15 protein-coding genes are annotated in these 18,142 nt (G+C 63.0%); 5 read left to right on the top strand and 10 right to left on the bottom strand.

What is annotated here, in order from left to right:
* Nucleotides 1-183: 183 nt before the first annotated feature.
* The gene (locus tag ACSQ26_RS07120; protein WP_436007639.1) at nt 184-972 is read left to right on the top strand and encodes a L,D-transpeptidase; all 789 of its coding nucleotides are present in this window, start codon (nt 184-186) and stop codon (nt 970-972) included.
* Here the strand turns inward: ACSQ26_RS07120 and ACSQ26_RS07115 are convergent.
* The 6 genes from ACSQ26_RS07115 to ACSQ26_RS07090 form a co-directional block, all read right to left on the bottom strand.
* On the bottom strand, nt 966-2,702 hold the full coding sequence (locus tag ACSQ26_RS07115) for a hydantoinase B/oxoprolinase family protein (RefSeq protein ID WP_436007637.1): 1,737 nt from the start codon (nt 2,700-2,702) through the stop codon (nt 966-968). The two genes, ACSQ26_RS07120 and ACSQ26_RS07115, sit on opposite strands and share 7 nt — an antisense overlap.
* Nucleotides 2,699-4,771 carry a hydantoinase/oxoprolinase family protein gene (locus ACSQ26_RS07110; RefSeq protein ID WP_436007635.1) on the bottom strand — a complete coding sequence of 691 codons (2,073 nt, stop codon included), beginning with the start codon at nt 4,769-4,771 and terminating at the stop codon, nt 2,699-2,701. The genes ACSQ26_RS07115 and ACSQ26_RS07110 overlap by 4 nt, the downstream gene beginning before the upstream one ends.
* Before the next feature lie 66 nt (nt 4,772-4,837).
* Entirely contained in the window at nt 4,838-5,422 is a 585-nt protein-coding gene (locus ACSQ26_RS07105) for an amino acid synthesis family protein (RefSeq protein ID WP_436007633.1), read from the bottom strand.
* Nucleotides 5,419-6,003 carry an amino acid synthesis family protein gene (locus tag ACSQ26_RS07100; RefSeq protein ID WP_436007631.1) on the bottom strand — a complete coding sequence of 195 codons (585 nt, stop codon included), beginning with the start codon at nt 6,001-6,003 and terminating at the stop codon, nt 5,419-5,421. Before ACSQ26_RS07100 ends, ACSQ26_RS07105 begins: the two co-directional genes overlap by 4 nt.
* Entirely contained in the window at nt 5,996-6,907 is a 912-nt protein-coding gene (locus ACSQ26_RS07095) for a UPF0280 family protein (protein WP_436007629.1), read from the bottom strand. The genes ACSQ26_RS07100 and ACSQ26_RS07095 overlap by 8 nt, the downstream gene beginning before the upstream one ends.
* On the bottom strand, nt 6,907-8,400 hold the full coding sequence (locus tag ACSQ26_RS07090; RefSeq protein ID WP_436007627.1) for a 6-hydroxynicotinate reductase: 1,494 nt from the start codon (nt 8,398-8,400) through the stop codon (nt 6,907-6,909). Before ACSQ26_RS07090 ends, ACSQ26_RS07095 begins: the two co-directional genes overlap by 1 nt.
* 188 nt (nt 8,401-8,588) lie before the next feature.
* On the opposite strand from ACSQ26_RS07090, the gene ACSQ26_RS07085 reads away from it, so the two are divergent.
* The 4 genes from ACSQ26_RS07085 (at nt 8,589) to ACSQ26_RS07070 (ending at nt 14,810) form a co-directional block, all read left to right on the top strand.
* Nucleotides 8,589-9,032 carry a MarR family winged helix-turn-helix transcriptional regulator gene (locus tag ACSQ26_RS07085; protein ID WP_436007625.1) on the top strand — a complete coding sequence of 148 codons (444 nt, stop codon included), beginning with the start codon at nt 8,589-8,591 and terminating at the stop codon, nt 9,030-9,032.
* Nucleotides 9,033-9,208: 176 nt separating this feature from the next.
* Complete coding sequence (locus tag ACSQ26_RS07080; RefSeq protein ID WP_436007622.1) at nt 9,209-9,688, top strand: (2Fe-2S)-binding protein; 480 nt, start codon at nt 9,209-9,211, stop codon at nt 9,686-9,688.
* Nucleotides 9,685-13,209: a molybdopterin cofactor-binding domain-containing protein gene (locus ACSQ26_RS07075; protein WP_436007620.1), complete on the top strand. Its 3,525-nt coding sequence runs from the start codon at nt 9,685-9,687 to the stop codon at nt 13,207-13,209. The genes ACSQ26_RS07080 and ACSQ26_RS07075 overlap by 4 nt, the downstream gene beginning before the upstream one ends.
* 173 nt (nt 13,210-13,382) lie before the next feature.
* Nucleotides 13,383-14,810, top strand: coding sequence for a hypothetical protein (locus tag ACSQ26_RS07070; RefSeq protein ID WP_436007618.1), 1,428 nt, complete (start codon nt 13,383-13,385; stop codon nt 14,808-14,810).
* On the opposite strand, the gene ACSQ26_RS07065 is transcribed toward ACSQ26_RS07070, so the two are convergent.
* From ACSQ26_RS07065 to ACSQ26_RS07050, 4 genes are read right to left on the bottom strand one after another with little or no spacing between them, the layout of a single operon-like run.
* The gene (locus ACSQ26_RS07065) at nt 14,811-15,518 is read right to left on the bottom strand and encodes an ABC transporter ATP-binding protein (RefSeq protein ID WP_436007616.1); all 708 of its coding nucleotides are present in this window, start codon (nt 15,516-15,518) and stop codon (nt 14,811-14,813) included. It lies immediately after the preceding gene.
* A complete protein-coding gene (locus tag ACSQ26_RS07060) occupies nt 15,515-16,267 on the bottom strand; it encodes an ABC transporter ATP-binding protein (protein ID WP_436007614.1) in 753 nt (250 codons plus the stop codon). The genes ACSQ26_RS07065 and ACSQ26_RS07060 overlap by 4 nt, the downstream gene beginning before the upstream one ends.
* Complete coding sequence (locus ACSQ26_RS07055; RefSeq protein ID WP_436007612.1) at nt 16,255-17,217, bottom strand: branched-chain amino acid ABC transporter permease; 963 nt, start codon at nt 17,215-17,217, stop codon at nt 16,255-16,257. Before ACSQ26_RS07055 ends, ACSQ26_RS07060 begins: the two co-directional genes overlap by 13 nt.
* Nucleotides 17,214-18,095, bottom strand: a complete 882-nt coding sequence (locus ACSQ26_RS07050) for a branched-chain amino acid ABC transporter permease (RefSeq protein ID WP_436007610.1) — start codon at nt 18,093-18,095, stop codon at nt 17,214-17,216. The genes ACSQ26_RS07055 and ACSQ26_RS07050 overlap by 4 nt, the downstream gene beginning before the upstream one ends.
* Between the last annotated feature and the right edge of the window lie 47 nt (nt 18,096-18,142).

The raw sequence follows: 18,142 nt of genomic DNA, 5'->3' as shown, positions 1-18,142 counted from the left end.
ATCAGCGATTATGCGGGTACTGGATCGATGCTATGATTCTTCCGGTCCCCGCATGTTTTCGTTGGAGTTTTCATGGTTAAGTCAGAGGTACACCGTCGGACATTTCTTTGCGGTATTGGCAGTGTGGCGGTGGCAGGTCTCGCCGGCTGTTCGTCGACGGCAAATGAAACCGTACGGGAGGACGTGCGCAGCGAAACAGTCAGCGTCAGCCAGGCCAACGGGGCGCTGCTTTATGCGGCCAAGGCCGATGAGCAGTTCCCTCTGCCCGCCATTCCCTACCAGAAGATCGATCCGCGCTTCTACCGCCAGATGGTGTCCGACCCGACCGGCGAGGCGCCCGGAACACTCGTGGTCGATGTCGGAAACCATTACCTCTATTTCACCTACCCCAACGGGCAAGCCATGCGTTACGGCGTCGGTCTGGGTCGCGCGGGCTTCGCCTGGGCCGGGCGCGGCAAGATCCAGTACAAGCGGCAATGGCCGAGATGGACGCCGCCCGACGAGATGGTTGCCCGCCAGCCGGAACTCGCCAAATTCAGTTCCGACAATGGCGGCATGCCACCGGGGATCACCAATCCGCTTGGCGCCCGCGCGCTTTATATTTTTCAGGGCAAGGAAGACACGCTCTACCGTATTCACGGCTCGCCGGAATGGTGGACGATCGGCAAATCCGTCTCGTCAGGCTGCGTGCGCATGATCAACCAGGACGTCGCGGACCTTTATGGCAGGGTGCCCGACGGAACGGCGGTCGTCGTGACCAACCTCAGCAATCCCGGCGTCGAGATTGCCGACAATGTCCGCGAGCAGGAAATCTACGAACCCGTACGCGGTTATGACGACATTTATGGTGACGAACCCCGACGGCCGGCCAATGCCGATCGGGAAGTGTATCGCCGCCGCCGGATTTACCGCGACCCCGACGTCTATGACGACCCGGTCTACGACGATCCCTATTACGTTCCCGGTTACTGACCGCGTGCGGCCTTCGTGGCCGGCATGTCAGCCGTAAAGTCTCGCGAGATCACCACGCCGAAGAGGGCGCGAGCCTCTTCTGATGTGTAGCGCCCAAGCCGCACATCCTCGGCAACAGCAGCCGGATCGCGGGTCATCGGATCGCCATAACCACCGCCCCCCGGCGTGCCCACCCGCACCCGGTCGCCCGGCTTCAAGGGAATGTCCTGCGCCTTGGAGAGATGTTCCGGCACCATTTCCCTGCCGCTCTGGGTGACCAGAACCGAGTTCGGTCTGCCATCCCTACCGCCGAGCACACCCGGCGGACCGAAACGGCCATGGTCCATCACGAAGCTCGCCGTTGCCTCGCCGCGCCGCAGTTCGATCTCGTAATCGAGGCCAAATCCACCACGGTGATGCCCAGCTCCGCCCGAGCCTTCGCGCAACGCATAGCGATGATAGAGAACCGGGAATTGCTGCTCCATGATCTCGACCGGCGGCGCCTTTGATATGCCGATCGTGGAGCATCCATTGGCGAGCCCGTCATGATCGGCATTGCCGCCATAGCCGCCGCCGGAGATCTGGTACATGACGAAGCCGCGATTGCGCTCCGGATCATGGCCGCCGAGTGCGAAATTACCAGAACTGCCAGCCGGTGCCGCCGTCACGCGATCGGGCAAAGCTTCGACCAGTGCCAGGAACACGGCTTCGGCAATGCGCTGACTGACTTCCGCCGCGCAACCCGAGACCGGGCGCGGATATTGTGCATCGAGAAACGTGCCCTCCGGCGTCTTGACCCTCAGCGGCTCGAACGCACCCGCGCTGATCGGCACGTCGGGAAATATGTGCCGCATGCCGAGATAGACCGCCGACAGCGTGGTCGCCAGCACCGAGTTCATCGGCCCGGCACAGGGCTTTGACGAGCCGGTGAAATCGAAATCGAGAATGCCGTCCTTGGCCGTGATCGCCAGCCGGATTTCCAACGGCTCGTTGACGACGCCATCGCTATCGACATAGGCGACTGACCTATAGATGCCATCGGGAATCAGCCGGCAATTGGCGCGCATCTGGTCCGACGCCCGCTTGCGCAGTTCCTCGATCGCCTCTGTCACCGTATCATCGCCGTAGCGATCGAGAATGCGTGCAAGGCGCTTTTCGCCGACCAGCAGGGCTGCGGCCTGCGCCTTCACATCGCCGATGCGCTGGTCCGCCACACGGATGTTGGAGCAGATGATGGCGTAGATCTCGGTATCGAGCACGCCTTGCTTGAAGAGCCGCACCGGCGGCAGCCGCAAGCCTTCCTGTTCGACCGAGGTCGCCGACGCCGAAAATCCGCCAGGCACGGCGCCGCCCGTATCCGGCCAATGGCCCGTGTTGGAGAGCCAGCAAAATATCTCCCCGTTGCGGTACACGGGCATCGCAAAGCGCACATCCATCAGATGCGTGCCGCCGAGATATGGATCGTTGACGATATAGATGTCGCCCGGCTTCGGGGCGATCACTTTGCCGGATGCGATCATCTCGATCAGCACGCGCGTCGAATATTGCATCGTGCCGACGAAGACCGGCAGGCCGGCCGCACCCTGGGCGATCAGCGCGCCATCGATCGCCGAATAGATGCCATCGGAACGGTCGTTGGCCTCGGCGATAACGGGCGAAAACGCTGCACGGGAGAAGCTGAGATCCATCTCGTCGCAGACCTGCTGCAGACCGGACTGGATGACAGAGAGCGTGATCGGATCGATGCTCATGCCACGGCTCCCAATGTGATGATGATGTTACCATCTCGATCTTGTACGGCGTGATCGCCGGGCTCGATGATGATGGTCGTGTCCATCTGCTCAATGATCGCAGGACCGGCTATCTCGGCGTCGGCGGGAAGGTGATCGCGCCAGTAGACCGGCGTTTCGATCCACTTGGCGAACCACACCGAACGCGATCCGGTCTTGGCATCGGCCAAAGTCGCCTTGCGTCCGGCCGGATCGATCAGCATCGACAGGTCGATCTCGGCACGACGGCCGATAACCGAGGTGTTGACGTTGACGAGGTTGGCCCGGATCTCGTTGAGCTCGACATGGAAGCGGTTGAAATAGGCTTCCTCGAAGCGCGATTGCAATTCGTCGAGCGTCGGCGTCGGTCCTGGGAGTGGCACCCGAAGCAGATGCGTCTGGCCGATGAATTGCATATCGACCGAACAGATCTCGCGGATTTCGCGGATCGCCACCGCTTCCTTGCCGATCAGCCGCCTGCCCTCGTCGGATTGTTTGGCGAACAGCGCATGCACGGCGTGGATATCGACGCTCGCCACCGGCCGGTTGACCGTATTGACGAAATCATGACGCAGGTCTGCCACGACGCAGCCGAGCGCATTGGTGATGCCCGGCCGAGAGGGCGCCAGAACCTTGGGAATGCCGAGTTCGCGCGCGATGGCCGAAGCATGCAGTGGCCCCGCGCCACCGAAAGCAAAGAGCGCGAAATCGCGCGGGTCCTCGCCGAGGCTGACCGAGACCATACGCACCGCATCCGACATCCGGGCATTGGCGATGCGAATCACAGCATCGGCGGCGGCAGTCGCATCCAGCCCCAGCTTGTCGCCGAGTTCTTTCTGGAAGATCGCCCCGATATTATCGAGCGACATGCCGCCCGGCACAGAATTCAGCCGCGCCGGGTTGAGCCGGCCGAGCAGCAGATTGGCGTCGGAAATCGTCGGCCGCATGCCGCCGCGCCCATAGCAGATCGGGCCGGGAGAGGCGCCGGCGCTCTCCGGCCCCACCTGAAGCAGACCCGCGGCCGTCACCTGCGCGATCGAGCCGCCGCCGGCGCCGACGGTGCGGACATCGACCATCGGCACATGGATGGGCATCGCATATTCGATCTCGATCTCGTTTGAGACCGCGGGTTCCGCATCGCGGATCAGCGCCACGTCCGTAGAGGTGCCGCCCATGTCATAGGTGATGAGGTTGGGGATGCCCGCCCGGCGGCCGGTATAAGCCGCCGCCATCACACCCGAGGCCGGCCCCGACATCACCGTCTTCGCCGCTTCATTGGCCACGAAGCGTGCCGAAACCATTCCACCATTGCCGTTCATCACAAGCACATCATGCTTGTAGCCACGGCTGGCGAGTTGGTCGGCCAACTGTTCGACATAGCGCCGCAGCAGCGGTTGCACAGAGGCGTTGACCGCAGCGGTCACACCGCGTTCGAATTCCCGGCTCTCGGAGAGCAGCGCATGGCCCATGGTGATATTGCCGTTCGGCCAGACCTCACGGGCGATTTCGGCGGCGCGCAGTTCATGCGCCGGATTGGCATAGGCATGCAGGAAGTGGATGACCAGCGCCTCGCAATCCACCGCGATCAGCGCATTCAGGGCCGCGCGCAAGGCGTCCTCGTCCAGCACCGTCAGCACCCTGCCCGAGGCATCCATACGTTCCGGAACTTCGAGCCGCAGATCGCGCGGAATAATCGGCCGGAACTCGCCCTTCATGCCATAGGCATTGGGCCGGGTGCGGCGGCCGAGCTCCAGCACATCGCGAAAACCCATCGTGGTGATCAGGCCGGTCTTGCAGAGATTGCGCTCCAGCACCGCATTGGTCGTCGTCGTGGTGCCGTGGACGATCAGGTCGAGCGCGGCGACATCGGCTTCGGCCGCATCGAGTGCATTGAGCACGCCGAAAGCCTGGTTCTCGATTGTCGTCGGGGTCTTGGCGAGCCTCACCGTGCCATTCGCGGAGTCGAAAAGGACCAGATCCGTGAAGGTGCCGCCGACATCGATGCCCGCGACCTGTCTCTGTGCGGCTTTTTCCCCAGGAATTTCTGACAAGATGGCTCCCCGATTTTCATTCGTATACAAATGAATTTGGCGGCTATTCCGGCGCAAGTCAAGCTATCAGCGAAGCCCGTCCCTGCCTTCGATTTCATTCGTCTTCAAACCACCGACGCGCGCCAGCGGGCGGCCGCTGTCGGTCACTGCGACGGCCACCATGATCTCACCGGGCCGTGGTGAATCGTTGAGCCAGACCTCCACCCCGTCGAAATGCGAGCGCACATAGGCCGCATCCTTGTGACCGAGCGGAATGTCGAGCACTTGGCCCGGACCACCGCGTTTCTTCGAGGATGGCACCAGCGCCGCACCCCTCTCGACCGCCTCGCGCAACGGCTTACCCATCGTCGGGTGCAGGATCGCAGCCGCATGCTCGAGTTCGCCATCCTCGCCAACCATCGCGGCCTTGCCATAGCTCTCGGCTTGCGAAGGCGAAATACCCAGCGCCTCGACGCATTTGCGTCCGAGGAGCCCGCCGAGTTCAGCGCCGATATCAAACAGTGGTTGAAGATCAGCGACATAACGCCCGGCGAATGGATTGCGGATCACCGCCACGGCGGCGGCCTTGCGCGTGGGCGGCGAAACCGCCTGCCCCATCTCGCTATGGACCTCTTCGACGAAGACCGCGAGCTTGCGGATTTCCGCGCTCACCGCAGCCCGTCCTGTGCCTTGATGTCCTCGGCCTTCAGGCCGCCGACGCGGGCATGAATGCGCGACCCGGTGGTCATGACAAGCGCCAGCACGATCTCGTTGGCACGGGGTGCGTCAGGAATCCCGACCTCCATCGCATCGAAATGGCTGCGCACATAGGAGGCGTTGATATGGGTAACGGGTACGTCGAGCCGCGTTGCCGGCCCGCCGACCTTTTTGGTCGAGGGCACGATCGCCTTGGCATCGCCCAGTGCTTCGCGCATCGCGTAACCACCCGGCACATGCCACAATGCACCATGTTCGAGTTCGCCGGCCTGGCCAACAATGGCGCCCTTGCCATAGCCCTGGATATCGGCCTTGTCGCCGCCGAGCGCCACGATCAGCCGCTTTGCCATTTCCAGCCCGAGCGGTTCGAGATCCTTCATGAAACCGGAGATTTCCTCGTGGTAGGAGCCCGCAAACGGATTTTCGATCACCGCCAGCACCGCGCCACGCTTGAGCGGCTTATCCGCAACCGGCCCGCCCTCATGCATGATCTCTTCGACAGTGGTGAAGAACTTGCGGATCTTCGGTTCAGGCATAGCGTTTGGACTCCAATGCAGGCGTATCGTTCTGGCCCGGATCGACAATCCGGCCACGGTCCTTGAGAAAGAGTGCGGCACGATGAATCAGGCCGCCTGATATGAAGCGCTCGGCCTCGGCGGCCCCAGACTCCAGCGCCTGGCCGATCTCGTGATTGCCAAGTTCGCCACAGCCGGTGACCACCAGATGCTCGCCGAGATCGCTGTCATCGACCACATCGATCGCGCGGGCACGATTCACGGCGGGATGGTCGGGCAAATCGATAGCATTGGCGACCAGCGAGGCGGCGGCATCAGCCTCAGCCGCGTTGCGGGCGAGGATCGTCACGGAATCGGCGATACCCATGGAAAGGCTGCGTCCGCCCCGGCCGCTGGTGGCAACGCCGCGTGTCGGCTGGCTGGCATCCACGGCAAAGGCGCCAAGCTCCTGGCCATCCTCGCGGGACATTCCGACATGGAATTCCGCGCCGGGATCGAGATGCAGCGCGATATCGCCGCCATTGTTGACGTAGATCCGACGCGGCCGGTTCTCGGGTGTGAAGCCGGCCAGCATCGCTGCCAGAACTTCGTCGGCCACGGAACCCGCCACGGCCGCCATAGGGGTGATGAAATGGCTCTCGGCAAAAGGCCGGACAGCGGCCATCATACGCCGGGCAGTCGATCCTTCCGGCATTGGACTGTCAGCAAATGCCTGTCGTTTCAGCAGCGGCAATTCGCTGACCAGTTCTTTAAGCACCGTCTGGAATCGCCGGTTCGCCAGCGCATAAGCGTGGTGCCGAAAGTAGGCTTCGAGCTCGAGCGACACCGCGCCATCGACACCGATGATCAGGTCGATGGGGCCATGCTGCAGATGCAGCCGGCCATTACGATCGCCGTCGATGTAGTTGGCGGTGGGTCCGCTCATCACGCGCCCCACTTGAAATTGCGCTCGGAGGTCGGCCAGGACCCTTGCGCCACCGGTGCGATCTTGCGCTCGGCAAGCTCGATCGCCTGCTCGATCGGGATGATCGCTTCCATATGGCCGCCGAGCGCTTCGTAATCAGCCAGCCGCATGGTGAACTCTATCGGCGCGACGAGCGCCGGCGTCGGCACGTAACCGAAGGAATTCGACGGCATTTCGGTGACATCAGCCATGACGGTGATGCCGCCGCCCGGCCAGACATAAGCGGGCGCGCCGCCGCAGGATACATGGGTGAGCGCTTGCTTCACCGAACGCGTCAGCCGCACGGGATTGGTGGTGACACCGGCACGCAGGCTGCCGCCCGCGCCGCCCATGAACAGCACCGTCGCCAGCGCCGGCTCGCAGTTTTCGGCGATGATCTCCACGGATTCCTGGACCGGCGCCGGCAGCAGGGTTTGCAGCTCCGGCTTCAGCTGATCGTCGAGAATGTAGTAGCCGTATTGCTCGCCGGTGGTGGAGACCATCAGCATGCGCAAGCCGGGATAGGCAGTCTTCGGATCGAAGTCGCCGAGGATAATCAACGGATCGTCGATGTTGGTACCGCCCCAGCCGGTGCCGGGCTCGGCGACCTGGAAATAGCGGCCCGGCGTCGAGCGCCTGCCCTTGATCTTGATGCCGGTGGGCGGAATGTTGAGCAGCTTGCCGGCCTGATGCTCGGAGAGTACGCCTGTAATGTGGTCGTCCACGACGACGACCTCATCGACCATGTCCTTCCACTGCTTGGCGAACATGCCGATCGTCGCCGAGCCGCAGCCGACACGCATGCGATGCTCTTCCGCGCCGTTGATGACAGGTGCCTTGCCGGCCTGGACGATGATGCTTGCCCCGCCGTCGATCACCATCTCGACGGCTTCGCTGTTACAGAGCCGCAAGAGCGCATCGCAGGTGACGCGGCCCTCCTTCTTCGAGCCGCCGGTGAGATGATGCACGCCGCCGAGCGACAGCATCTGCGAGCCATATTCACCGGTCATCACATGGCCGACCGGCTCGCCATCGACGCGCACGGCGGCCGCTTCAGGACCGAGGAAACGGTCGGTGTCGATCTTCACCTTGGCGCCGCAATAGCTGAAAATGCCCTCGGTCACGACCGTGACCATGTCAACGCCGCGCTGCTTCTGCGACACGATGAAGGGCGCTGGCTTGTAATCGGGATATGTCGTGCCGGCGCCGACTGCCGTGATGAACGGCTTGCGGGCATTGACGAGATCGCCGTTCCACTCATCCTCGGGATGATCGGGCATGAAAGGCACGATCTTGCCACCCGCCGACACCGTGCCCTCGATGATGGTCAGCGGATCGACGCGGATCAGTTCGCCGCCCTCGTTGGCATAGCGGTCGCATGCGCCGGATCGACCGTCGGCGATGAAGCACATCACCGGACAGGCGTCACAGCGGATCTTGCCATTCTCGGCGGCTTCGACGATTTGCTTGACCATATCTCGCTCCAATGTTGGAGACAGGAAAACTCATTTGTATGCAAACAAGTATCGGACTCGAATTTCCGTCTGTCAAGCAAGTGCCGCGTTTGCAGGATGCTTCGTTGACAAATGAGTCTGGCTAGTTAAACCAAATTGAAGCGATGGCGCAATCCAGAACGATTGCGAGAGCAGGCAGCGAGAACCACATGGAACCTGAGGACGAACCCCCGGAAGAACGCTCCGAATACCGCGTCGATCAGCAGATCGGCTTCTTCCTCCGCCAGGCCAACCAGCGGCATGTCGCGATTTTCACCGGCCGGATGGGCGACCGGCTGACGACGACGCAATGGGCGGCACTGAGCAAGCTCAGAGAAATCCAGCCAAGCTCCCAGAACCAGCTCGGCCGAGAAACCGCGATGGATGTCGCCACGATCAAGGGCGTTATCGACCGGCTGGTCGCGCGAGATTTCGTTGAGACCGCGCCGGACCCCAATGACGGCCGCCGACTCATCCTGTCGCTGACCCCGGAGGGCCAATCCGTGATCGACCGCAATATCGCAACGGCTGCCGCGGTCACCGACGAAACTCTCGCCCCCCTCACCTCCGGCGAGCGCATGATACTGATCGAACTGCTGCGCAAGATCTGCTGAAGCGGTGCCTCATTCCGCGTTGGACAGGCGCAATATTCATTTGCATGCCAATGATTGGTGGCTAAGATATCCGCAATGGGTACGCAAGAAAATAACCCACAGGGGAATGCAGTTTTGTCCGGCCAGTGCGTTCATTCGACGCTGGAATCCGGTGGTTTGGGCGCGGGGTGGTGCGCGTGAAGACCCGGCCCCTTAGCCTGAACGTCAATGGCGAGATGAGAATCATCGACGCCGCACCCGAGACGCCGCTGCTCTACATCCTGCGCAACGACCTGGAGCTCAACGGGCCCAAATTCGGCTGCGGGCTGGGCGAATGCGGCGCCTGCGCTGTGCTGGTCGACGGCCGCGCGGTGCGATCCTGCACGCTGAGCTGCAATGCAGTGGAGAACCGCGAGATCGTGACGCTCGAGGGCCTCGGCACGGCGGCCGATCCACACCCCGTGCAGCAAGCCTTTATCGAAATGCAGGCAGCCCAGTGCGGTTACTGTCTCAACGGCATGATCATTGCCACGACAGGTCTTCTCAAGCGCAACGCCGATCCCAGCGAGACGGAGATCAGGGCGGCTCTCGCGCGCCAACTCTGTCGTTGCGGCACCCATGTCGAAATCCTGGCGGCCGCCCGCCGGGCGGCGGAACTGACGAGGGCCGCCCCATGACCGGCCCGCGCGAAAAGCCGCTCGAACACTATCTCGATGCATCAGATATCCTGCTGGTCATCCGGCCGGGCACATCCAACCGCCCGGAGATCCACCTCGCGCTGCATGCCGATGGCACGGTCACCGCCTTTTGCGGCCATGTCGATCTCGGCACCGGCATCCGCACCGCGCTGGCCCAGATCGTCGCCGAGGAACTGGATGTCGATTTCGACAGCGTCGCGATGGTTCTCGGAACCACTTCCGCAACGTCCGACCAGGGTCCGACCATTGCAAGCGAGACGATACAAGTGACGGCGATCCCGCTCCGGCAGGCCGCCGCCACGGCCCGGCAGCATCTGCTGGTCGCGGCGTCGAAGCTGCGTGATGTCGGCATCAGCCAGTTCAAGATCGAAGGCGGCGTCATCCGCCATGACGATTGGTCGATACACTTCGGCGAACTGATCACGGGCCGGCATGAACGGATAGAACTCGACAGCACGATCGGCTTGAAGCCCGTCGAGGCCTATCGCATCGTCGGCAAGCCGCAGCGCCGCAATGATATCGCCGCCAAGGCATCCGGCGACTGGACCTATGTGCATGACGTCCGCGTGCCCGACATGCTGCACGGCCGCGTCATCCGCCCGCCCTATGCAGGCTTCGACCACGGCGAGATGGTCGGCAACAGCCTGATTTCGGTCGATGAAAGCTCGGTGTCGGACATTCCGGGTCTAGTTTCTGTCGTGACCGAAGGCGATTTCGTCGGCATCGTCGCCACCCGCGAGGAAAACGCAATCGAGGCGATGAAGCGCCTCAAGGTGCTCTGGCGCGAACAGCCCGAGCGGCCGGACCTCAACGACGTCGAAGCCTCTTTGCGCGACGGCCCCAAGGAGAAAACTCGCCTCTTGAAAGAGACCGGCGACGTCGAAGGCGCTCTCGCCGGCGCGTCGCCTGCCATGACGCGCACCTATGTCTGGCCTTATCAGATGCATGGATCGATCGGCCCTTCCTGCGCGGTGGCCGATTGGGCCGACGGCGAACTCGTCGTCTGGTCGGGCACCCAGAACCCGCACTGGATGCGACGCGATCTCGCCCAGCTCCTCGACATGCCGGAGGAGCAAATCGTGGTCGAGCGGATGGAAGCGGCCGGTTGCTACGGCCGCAATTGCGCCGACGATGTCACCGCCGACGCGGCACTGCTGTCGCGCGCTGTCGGCCGTCCCGTCCGCGTCCAGCTCACCCGCGAGCAGGAGCATGGCTGGGAACCGAAGGGCGCGGGCCAGATCATTGACGTCAGAGGCGGGCTCGATCTCGAAGGCGGCCCGGCGGGCTATGATTTCGAGACGCGTTACCCCTCGAACCTCGCCCCGACGCTGGCTCTGGTCCTCACCGGCAAGGTAACCGGCAATGCGACCGCCGAAATGGGCGACCGCACCGCAATCCCGCCCTACGCCTTCGGCAACATGCGCGTGCAGGTCCACGACATGCCGCCGATCGCCCGCGCATCGTGGTTTCGCGGCGTCTCGGCCATGCCGAACTCCTTCGCGCATGAGAGCTTCATCGACGAACTGGCCGCAGCGGCCGGCGTCGACCCCGTCGAATATCGACTGCGCTACCTGACCGACAGCCGCGCGATCGACCTCGTCCGCGCCACGACCGAGCGCGCCAAATGGACGCCACGCACCCGCTGGAGCACCGAAGGGGGCGAAGGCGACCTGCTCTATGGGCGCGGCTTCGCCTATGCGCTCTATGTCCACGGCCGCTTTCCAGGCACACCCGCGGCATGGTCGGCCTGGGTGGCGGATGTCGCGGTCAACAAACGCACCGGCGAGATCGCCGTCACCCGCGTCACCGTCGGCCAGGATACCGGCATGATGGTCAATCCGGACGGCGTGCGCCATCAGATCCATGGCAATGTCATCCAGTCGATCAGCCGGGTGCTCAAAGAGAAGGTGGACTTTTCCAAAACCCAGGTCGAGAGCGTCGAATGGGGCGGCTACCCGATCATCACCTTTCCGGAAGTGCCGGAAATCGACGTATTGATGATGGAGCGGCAGCTCGAAGAACCGCGCGGCGCCGGGGAATCCGCCTCGGTGCCGAGTGCCGCCGCCATCGTCAACGCCGTCTATGACGCGACCGGCATCCGCTTTCGCGAACTGCCGCTGACGCCTGACCGGGTTCTCGAGGCACTCGAAGGCCGCAAGCGCGACAAGGCGATATCAGGACCGGCCAAGATGAAGCGCAGATGGCGTTGGCGCCTCGGCATTACAGGTCTCGCTGGCTTCGCAGCCGGTGGACTTGCCGTCATGTCGCCCATCCGGCCCGCCATTCCTGAGATCGCCCGGCCGGACCCGGCGGCGTTCAGCGCCGCCACGATCGAGCGTGGACGATTGGCCGCCGCTGCCGGCGCCTGCAATACCTGCCATGTCGGCGATGACGGCACACCGTTCGCCGGTGGCCGTGCGTTCGAGACACCATTCGGCACCGTTTACGCCACCAACATCTCGCCTGATGTGAAGACCGGCATCGGCGCATGGTCCTATCCCGCCTTCGAGCGCGCCATGCGCCAAGGCGTCCATCGCGATGGCAGCCACCTCTACCCCGTCCATCCCTATACGAGTTTCGTCAACGCCGACGAAGCCGATATCCAGGCGCTCTATGCCTACCTGATGGCCGAGACGCCCGCCGCCAATGCGCCGCCGAAGTCGAAACTCACCTTCCCCTTCAACATCCGTGGGCTGATGGCCGGCTGGAACACGCTGTTCCTGCGCCAGACATCCATCACTGATGCGACGAAGAGCGAGGCCTGGAACCGCGGCGCCTATCTGGTCGAGAGCCTCGGCCATTGCTCGGCCTGCCATACGGAGCGCAATGTTCTAGGCGCCGAACTCACCGGCGCCGCCCATCTGGCCGGCGGCTTCGCCGAGGGCTGGGAAGCGCCGGCGATCCTCGGAGCAACCAGGGGGCCAGTCGGCTGGACGGAACAGGCGCTCTACGACTATCTCAGGGACGGCCATTCCAGCGATCACGGCAGCGCCAATGGTCCTATGATGCATGTGGTGCAATCGCTTTCAGCGCTGCCTGACGACGACATTCGTGCGATGGCGACCTATCTCTCCGGCACGGTGCCCGAGGAAATGGCAACCCTGCAGAAGGCGGCTGCCATCATGACATCGAACGAGGCCGCATCCGCCGCTGCGATCGCCAACCCTGGAGGTGCCCGCATTTTCGACGGCGCCTGCAGCGCCTGCCACACCGATAGCACACCGCTTGCCAGCCTGGCGTTGAACAGCAACCTTCATAGTGATCGGCCGGATAACATCTTGCAGGTGATCCTGAACGGGGCAAATGCACCAGCACTTCTGGCGAGGCAAGTGAAGGCCGATGATTTGGAGATCATGTCGATGCCGGCGTTCAAGGATAGTTTCAGCGACAGGCAACTGGCTGATCTCGTGGGATATTTGCGAGCTAGATTTGCGCCTGATAAGGCGCAGTGGGGCGACCTGCAGGATGCTGCGGCGCGCGTGCGGGGTGTGGAGCATTGAGCGTCGAGGCCGGGGCATCACCCCCCTCTGTCCTGCCGGACATCTCCCCCTCAAGGGGGGAGATCGGATGGAGCGGGCGCCCCGCCCTTTCCTTTGACGCTGGCTACCCAGAACTCGACGCCAATCGGAAGGCGGGCGGTTGCAACGAGTCGATCTCCCCCCTTGAGGGGGAGATGTCCGGCAGGACAGAGGGGGGTGTGCGCAGGCTTCCAACGGCGGCCATTATCCTGCTCCTTCTGACCGCACCCACTCTCGCCCAAGCCCACGGCACCGAAGGCGGCCTCGTCCTGCTCCTGCCCACCGGCTACTATCTTCTCGGGGCCGGTCTTGCTGTTGCCGCTTCGTTCCTGCTGCTCGCCTTCGTCACGGCCCAGGAGACCGATCGCATCGCCGGCATGCGACTTAAGCTCTTCACCGTTCCTGATGTGCCGCGTGAAATCACCAGCGCCATCGGATTCTTTTTCCTCGCCTTTCTGGTCTTCGCCGGCATCGTCGGCAGCCGTGATCCCGTGGTCAATCCGTTGCCGACAATGATCTGGACGGTCTGGTGGGTCTGCTTCGCGCTGCTCCAGGCCATGGTCGGTCCGCTCTGGCAACACTTCAATCCCTGGACCGCTATCCTCGCGCTGTTCGGCCGCAACAACCGAGAGGGACTGCTGAAACTACCCGAGCGCGCGGGCTATCGCGTCGCCGTAATGCAATTCGCTGTCTTCGCCTGGTTCGAACTGATCTATATCGCTCCGAGCGACCCGCTGCGGCTGGCCATCGCCGTCATCGCCTTCTGGGCGTTCAACCTCGCAGGTGCATTCATTTTCGGGGAGAAAGACTGGATGGCGCGCGCCGAGCCATTTTCCATCTTCTTTAGCCTGATCGGTCGGCTCTCGCCCTTTCACCGCGAGCCGATCGGCGAAAAGCGCACTGCCGTGGCACTCACTTGGCCGGGAATGACCCTGATCTGCTCGGCCGCTCTGCCACTGACAGGCGTGTTCTTCATCCTCCTCACGCTCTCGACCGTATCCTTCGACGGCCTTTCGCGCACCTTCCTCTGGCTCGGATCGATCCACGTCAATCCGCTCGAATTTCCCGGTCGCAGCGATGTGGAAACATCAGGCACGCTGGGGCTGATCGGCATGTTCGCCGCGATGTCCGCGCTCTATCTGGGCGCGGTGGCGCTCGGCAGCCGGCTCGCCGGCCGCAGCGACATATGGCTTGCCGCATCAGGGCGCCTGATCTACTCGCTCGTGCCGATCGCGCTCGCCTTCCAGGCCGCGCATTACCTCACCAGCGTGCTGGTCGACGGCCAGAATGCGCTGATCGCGCTCTCCGACCCCTATGCGCTGGGCTGGAACCTGTTTGGCACAGTGGACTGGCACACAACTACCTCATTCCTCAACACGATGTCCGGCGTGAGCCTGATCTTCAACACGCAGACACTCGTCATCGCGCTCGGCCACATCACCGGCATCGTCATGGCTCATCTGATCGCGCTGAGGATTTTCGAAACGCCGCGCCAGGCGGTGATCAGCCAGATTCCGCTCGCAGCGCTGATGGTGTTCTACACGGCCTTCGGACTGTGGCTACTGGCGACGCCCAGGATTTGACTATCCATGCCCGACGCCGAGATATTTCTGCACCAGCGACGAATCCGCCCGCACCTCATCGACGTCGAATTCGGCCTGCACCACGCCTTGCTCCATGAAAGCAATTCGATCGGCGACGGGGAGTACCGCATCGATGCGCTGCTCGACAAGCAGCACCGCCACGCCGTCGTTGCGGAGCTTGGTCACCACGTCGCGGATCGCCTGGATCATCGAGGGCATCAGGCCTTCCGTCGGCTCGTCAAGCATGATGATCTTCGGCTCGACGCAGAGCGCTCGGGCGATCGCCACCATGCTCTGCTCGCCGCCGGAAAGCGTACCGGACTGTTGGCCTAGGCGCTCCTTGAGGGCGGGAAAGTAGCCAAGCGCCCGCTCCATCGCGGCGCTCCCGGATTTGCGGGTCATCAGTCCGACCTCGAGATTTTCCCGCACGGTCAGCTCCTTGAACAGCCGCCGGCCCTGCGGCACGTAACCGATGCCATGGCGCGGAATCTGCTCGGCCGGCAGGCCGCTGATATCCTCGCCGTCGATCACAAGCGTGCCGCTGCGCGGCGGCACCAGGCCGAGGATTGATTTCAGCGCGGTCGTCTTGCCGGCGCCATTGCGGCCAAGCAGGCAGAGGATTTCTCCCGCCGCGACCGATACCGAAAAATCGCGCAGAACCTGAAGCTCGCCGTAGAACGTATTGTAATTCCTGACCTCCAGCATCATGCCTCTGTCCCCAGATAGGCGGCCTGAACCTCGGCATTGGCGCTGATTTCGGCGGGCGTGCCCTCCGCCAGCGTGCGGCCACGATTGAGCACGGTGATCCGGTCAGCAAGCTGCATGACTACATCCATATTGTGCTCGATGAGGAGGATCGTCGTGCTCTTCGAAATCTCTTTCACCAGTCGGCAGAAGCCGGCGATCTCGGAATCCGAGAGCCCCTGCGTCGGCTCGTCGAGGATGAGCAAGGAGGGCTGCAGCGCCAGCCCCATCGCCACTTCGAGGAGGCGTTGATGCCCGTAGGCCATCTCGCCGGCGCGTGCGTTTGCCCGGTCGGCGATGCCGACGGCTTCGAGCGCAGCGCGGGTTTCCGTCTCGATATCGAGCCTCATGCCCTTCTCGCGCTGAGCCCTTCCGAGTGCTGCGATCCGCACATTCTCGGCGACCGAAAGCTTGGGATAGATATTGGTGATCTGGAACGTGTAGGCGATGCCGAGCCGCACCCGCTTGAACGCTGGCACCGTTGTGATGTCCTCGCCACGGAAGGAGATGCGCCCATCCGTCACCGAGGTGCGGCCCGAAAGCAGGCTGACGAAGGTGGTCTTGCCCGCGCCATTCGGCCCGATGATCGCCCGGATCTCGCCTTCGTTGAGCGAGAAATCGACCCCATCGACGGCCTTCAACCCACCGAAATAGCGCTTGAGGCCTTTGGTCGCGAGAATAGGGGTTGCGAGAATGGGCGTCACATCAGCCATGGCAACCACCTTTCGCGGATCGTGCCGAGGATGCCCTTGGGAAACCAGAGCACGAGGACGATCAGCACCACGCCGATCACCAGAAGGTAGGCGGTGGTCAATTCGCTCAACCGGTCGATCAGCGTCGTCATTAACAACACGCCGAGCAGCGGACCGAGCAATGTCCCCGCCCCGCCCAGTAGCGTGAACAGCAGCACTTCAATCGAATACTGGATCGAGGCGAAGGTCGAGCCGATATAGCCGAAGAGCAGGCCATAGGCCGCCCCCGCCGCGCCCGCGATGGTGCCGGAATAGAGGAAGGCCTCGAGCTTGGACGCGAAGACATTGAAGCCGAGCATCTCGGTGCGGCCCTCGTTCTCCCGGATCGCGGCGAAGATTCTGCCCCGACGGCTGGTGAGCACGACGAAGGAAACCGCAAGCGCAATCGCCAGCAGGCCGAAGGCCAGATTGAAACGGACCTGCTCATTGGCGAGGCTGAATGTCGTGCCGAAAAGATCGAACTGCCGCGCCGCATGCGGCAGCGACAACCCGTCCTGCCCGCCGGTGTACTGGGCGAAATAGAGCGTCGTCAGGAAACCAACCTGTGCGAACATCAGCGTCACGATCATGAAGGACACCCGCATCGTCGGCAGCGCCACGACACCGATGGCGAGCGCCAGCACGAGGGCCGCCGCAATGCCGATCAGGAAGGCCACCGGCACACTGATGCCGAGATGATAGGTCGAGAGCCCGGCGAAATAGAGCCCAGCGGCGAAGAAGATCGCGTGGCCGAGGCTGAGCAGGCCGACATAGCCAAGCAGCATGTTGTAGCCCACCGCGAACACCGCCAGCACCATCATCCGGGTGATCGTCAGCACGTAATATGTCGGCAGCACGAACTGCATCGCAAAGGCGATCGCCAGCACGGCGGCGAGCAGGATGAGGTTTCGGCTTATATGGCTGGCGCTCATCGCTCTGCCTTTCCGAACAGGCCGTTCGGCCGAAAGATCAGAACGAATGCGACGAGCAGCGTCGAGACCATTTTCGCCAGCGTTGGAGAGAAGAAGACCGAGAGAATACCGTCCGAGAGACCGATGATAATGGCGGCAATGATCGTGCCCTGGATGCTGCCCAGCCCGCCGATGATGACGACGATGAAGGACAGCAGCAGCGGATCGAGCCCCATCAGGTAATGCGCCTGCTGGATCGGCACGACAAGCACGGCAGCGACCGCCGCCAGCATGGCGCCGAGCGCAAAGACATAGGCCGAGACATTGTCGACATTGATGCCGAAGGCCTGCGCAGTCTCGCGGTCGAGCTGGGTCGCCCGCATCACTAGCCCCGCCTTGGTGTGCTTCATGAGATACCAGACCACGCCCATCAGCACGATTGCCGCCGCGATTATGAAGAGCTTGTAGCCATCGTAGCCGAACCAGGGAAAGCGGATGCGCCAGTAGAACGGCGGCTCGACGGCCTGCGCATTCGGTCCGAAGAAGATCAAAGCCGATTGCTGGAAGATATAGAGCAGCCCGATCGTCGCCACGATCGTCGCCTCCGGATCGTAGTTCAACCGCTTGAGCACCACCCGCTCGCTGGCGAAGGCGATGGCGCCGACAATCAGCGGGCTGATGATCAGTGCCGCGACAAAGCCGAGCGCCGGATGCCCGGTGATGAAACTGGTGACGAACCAGGCAAAAACCGCGCCCAGCATGTAGAACTCGCCATGCGCCACATTGACCACCCGCATCACGCCGAAGACCAGCGACAGGCCGACGGCGGTGACGGTCAGCACCGAGGCCTGGACCAGGCCTTCGAGGATCGCGAGGAAGAGATAGGGGCCGAAAGCCATGGGCGGCAAACCTTGAATGGCGGACGAATTTAGAACCCTCGCCGGAA

This window comes from Rhizobium sp. LjRoot254 (genome assembly GCF_964254105.1).
Classification (GTDB): Bacteria; Pseudomonadota; Alphaproteobacteria; order Rhizobiales; family Rhizobiaceae; genus Rhizobium_E.
The sequence above is the reverse complement of the archived record's forward strand: the minus strand, read 5'-3'. Positions and strand labels throughout refer to the sequence as shown.

Bases quoted from the DNA above. Each gene is read 5' to 3' on its own strand.
- ACSQ26_RS07050 (WP_436007610.1), bottom strand. From the start codon at position 18,095: ATGGCTTTCGGCCCCTATCTCTTCCTCGCGATCCTCGAAGGCCTGGTC.
- ACSQ26_RS07085 (WP_436007625.1), top strand. From the start codon at position 8,589: ATGGAACCTGAGGACGAACCCCCGGAAGAACGCTCCGAATACCGCGTC.
- ACSQ26_RS07060 (WP_436007614.1), bottom strand. From the start codon at position 16,267: ATGGCTGATGTGACGCCCATTCTCGCAACCCCTATTCTCGCGACCAAA.
- ACSQ26_RS07100 (WP_436007631.1), bottom strand. From the start codon at position 6,003: ATGCCTGAACCGAAGATCCGCAAGTTCTTCACCACTGTCGAAGAGATC.
- ACSQ26_RS07095 (WP_436007629.1), bottom strand. From the start codon at position 6,907: ATGAGCGGACCCACCGCCAACTACATCGACGGCGATCGTAATGGCCGG.
- ACSQ26_RS07090 (WP_436007627.1), bottom strand. From the start codon at position 8,400: ATGGTCAAGCAAATCGTCGAAGCCGCCGAGAATGGCAAGATCCGCTGT.
- ACSQ26_RS07075 (WP_436007620.1), top strand. From the start codon at position 9,685: ATGACCGGCCCGCGCGAAAAGCCGCTCGAACACTATCTCGATGCATCA.
- ACSQ26_RS07065 (WP_436007616.1), bottom strand. From the start codon at position 15,518: ATGATGCTGGAGGTCAGGAATTACAATACGTTCTACGGCGAGCTTCAG.
- ACSQ26_RS07070 (WP_436007618.1), top strand. From the start codon at position 13,383: ATGTCCGGCAGGACAGAGGGGGGTGTGCGCAGGCTTCCAACGGCGGCC.
- ACSQ26_RS07055 (WP_436007612.1), bottom strand. From the start codon at position 17,217: ATGAGCGCCAGCCATATAAGCCGAAACCTCATCCTGCTCGCCGCCGTG.
- ACSQ26_RS07115 (WP_436007637.1), bottom strand. From the start codon at position 2,702: ATGAGCATCGATCCGATCACGCTCTCTGTCATCCAGTCCGGTCTGCAG.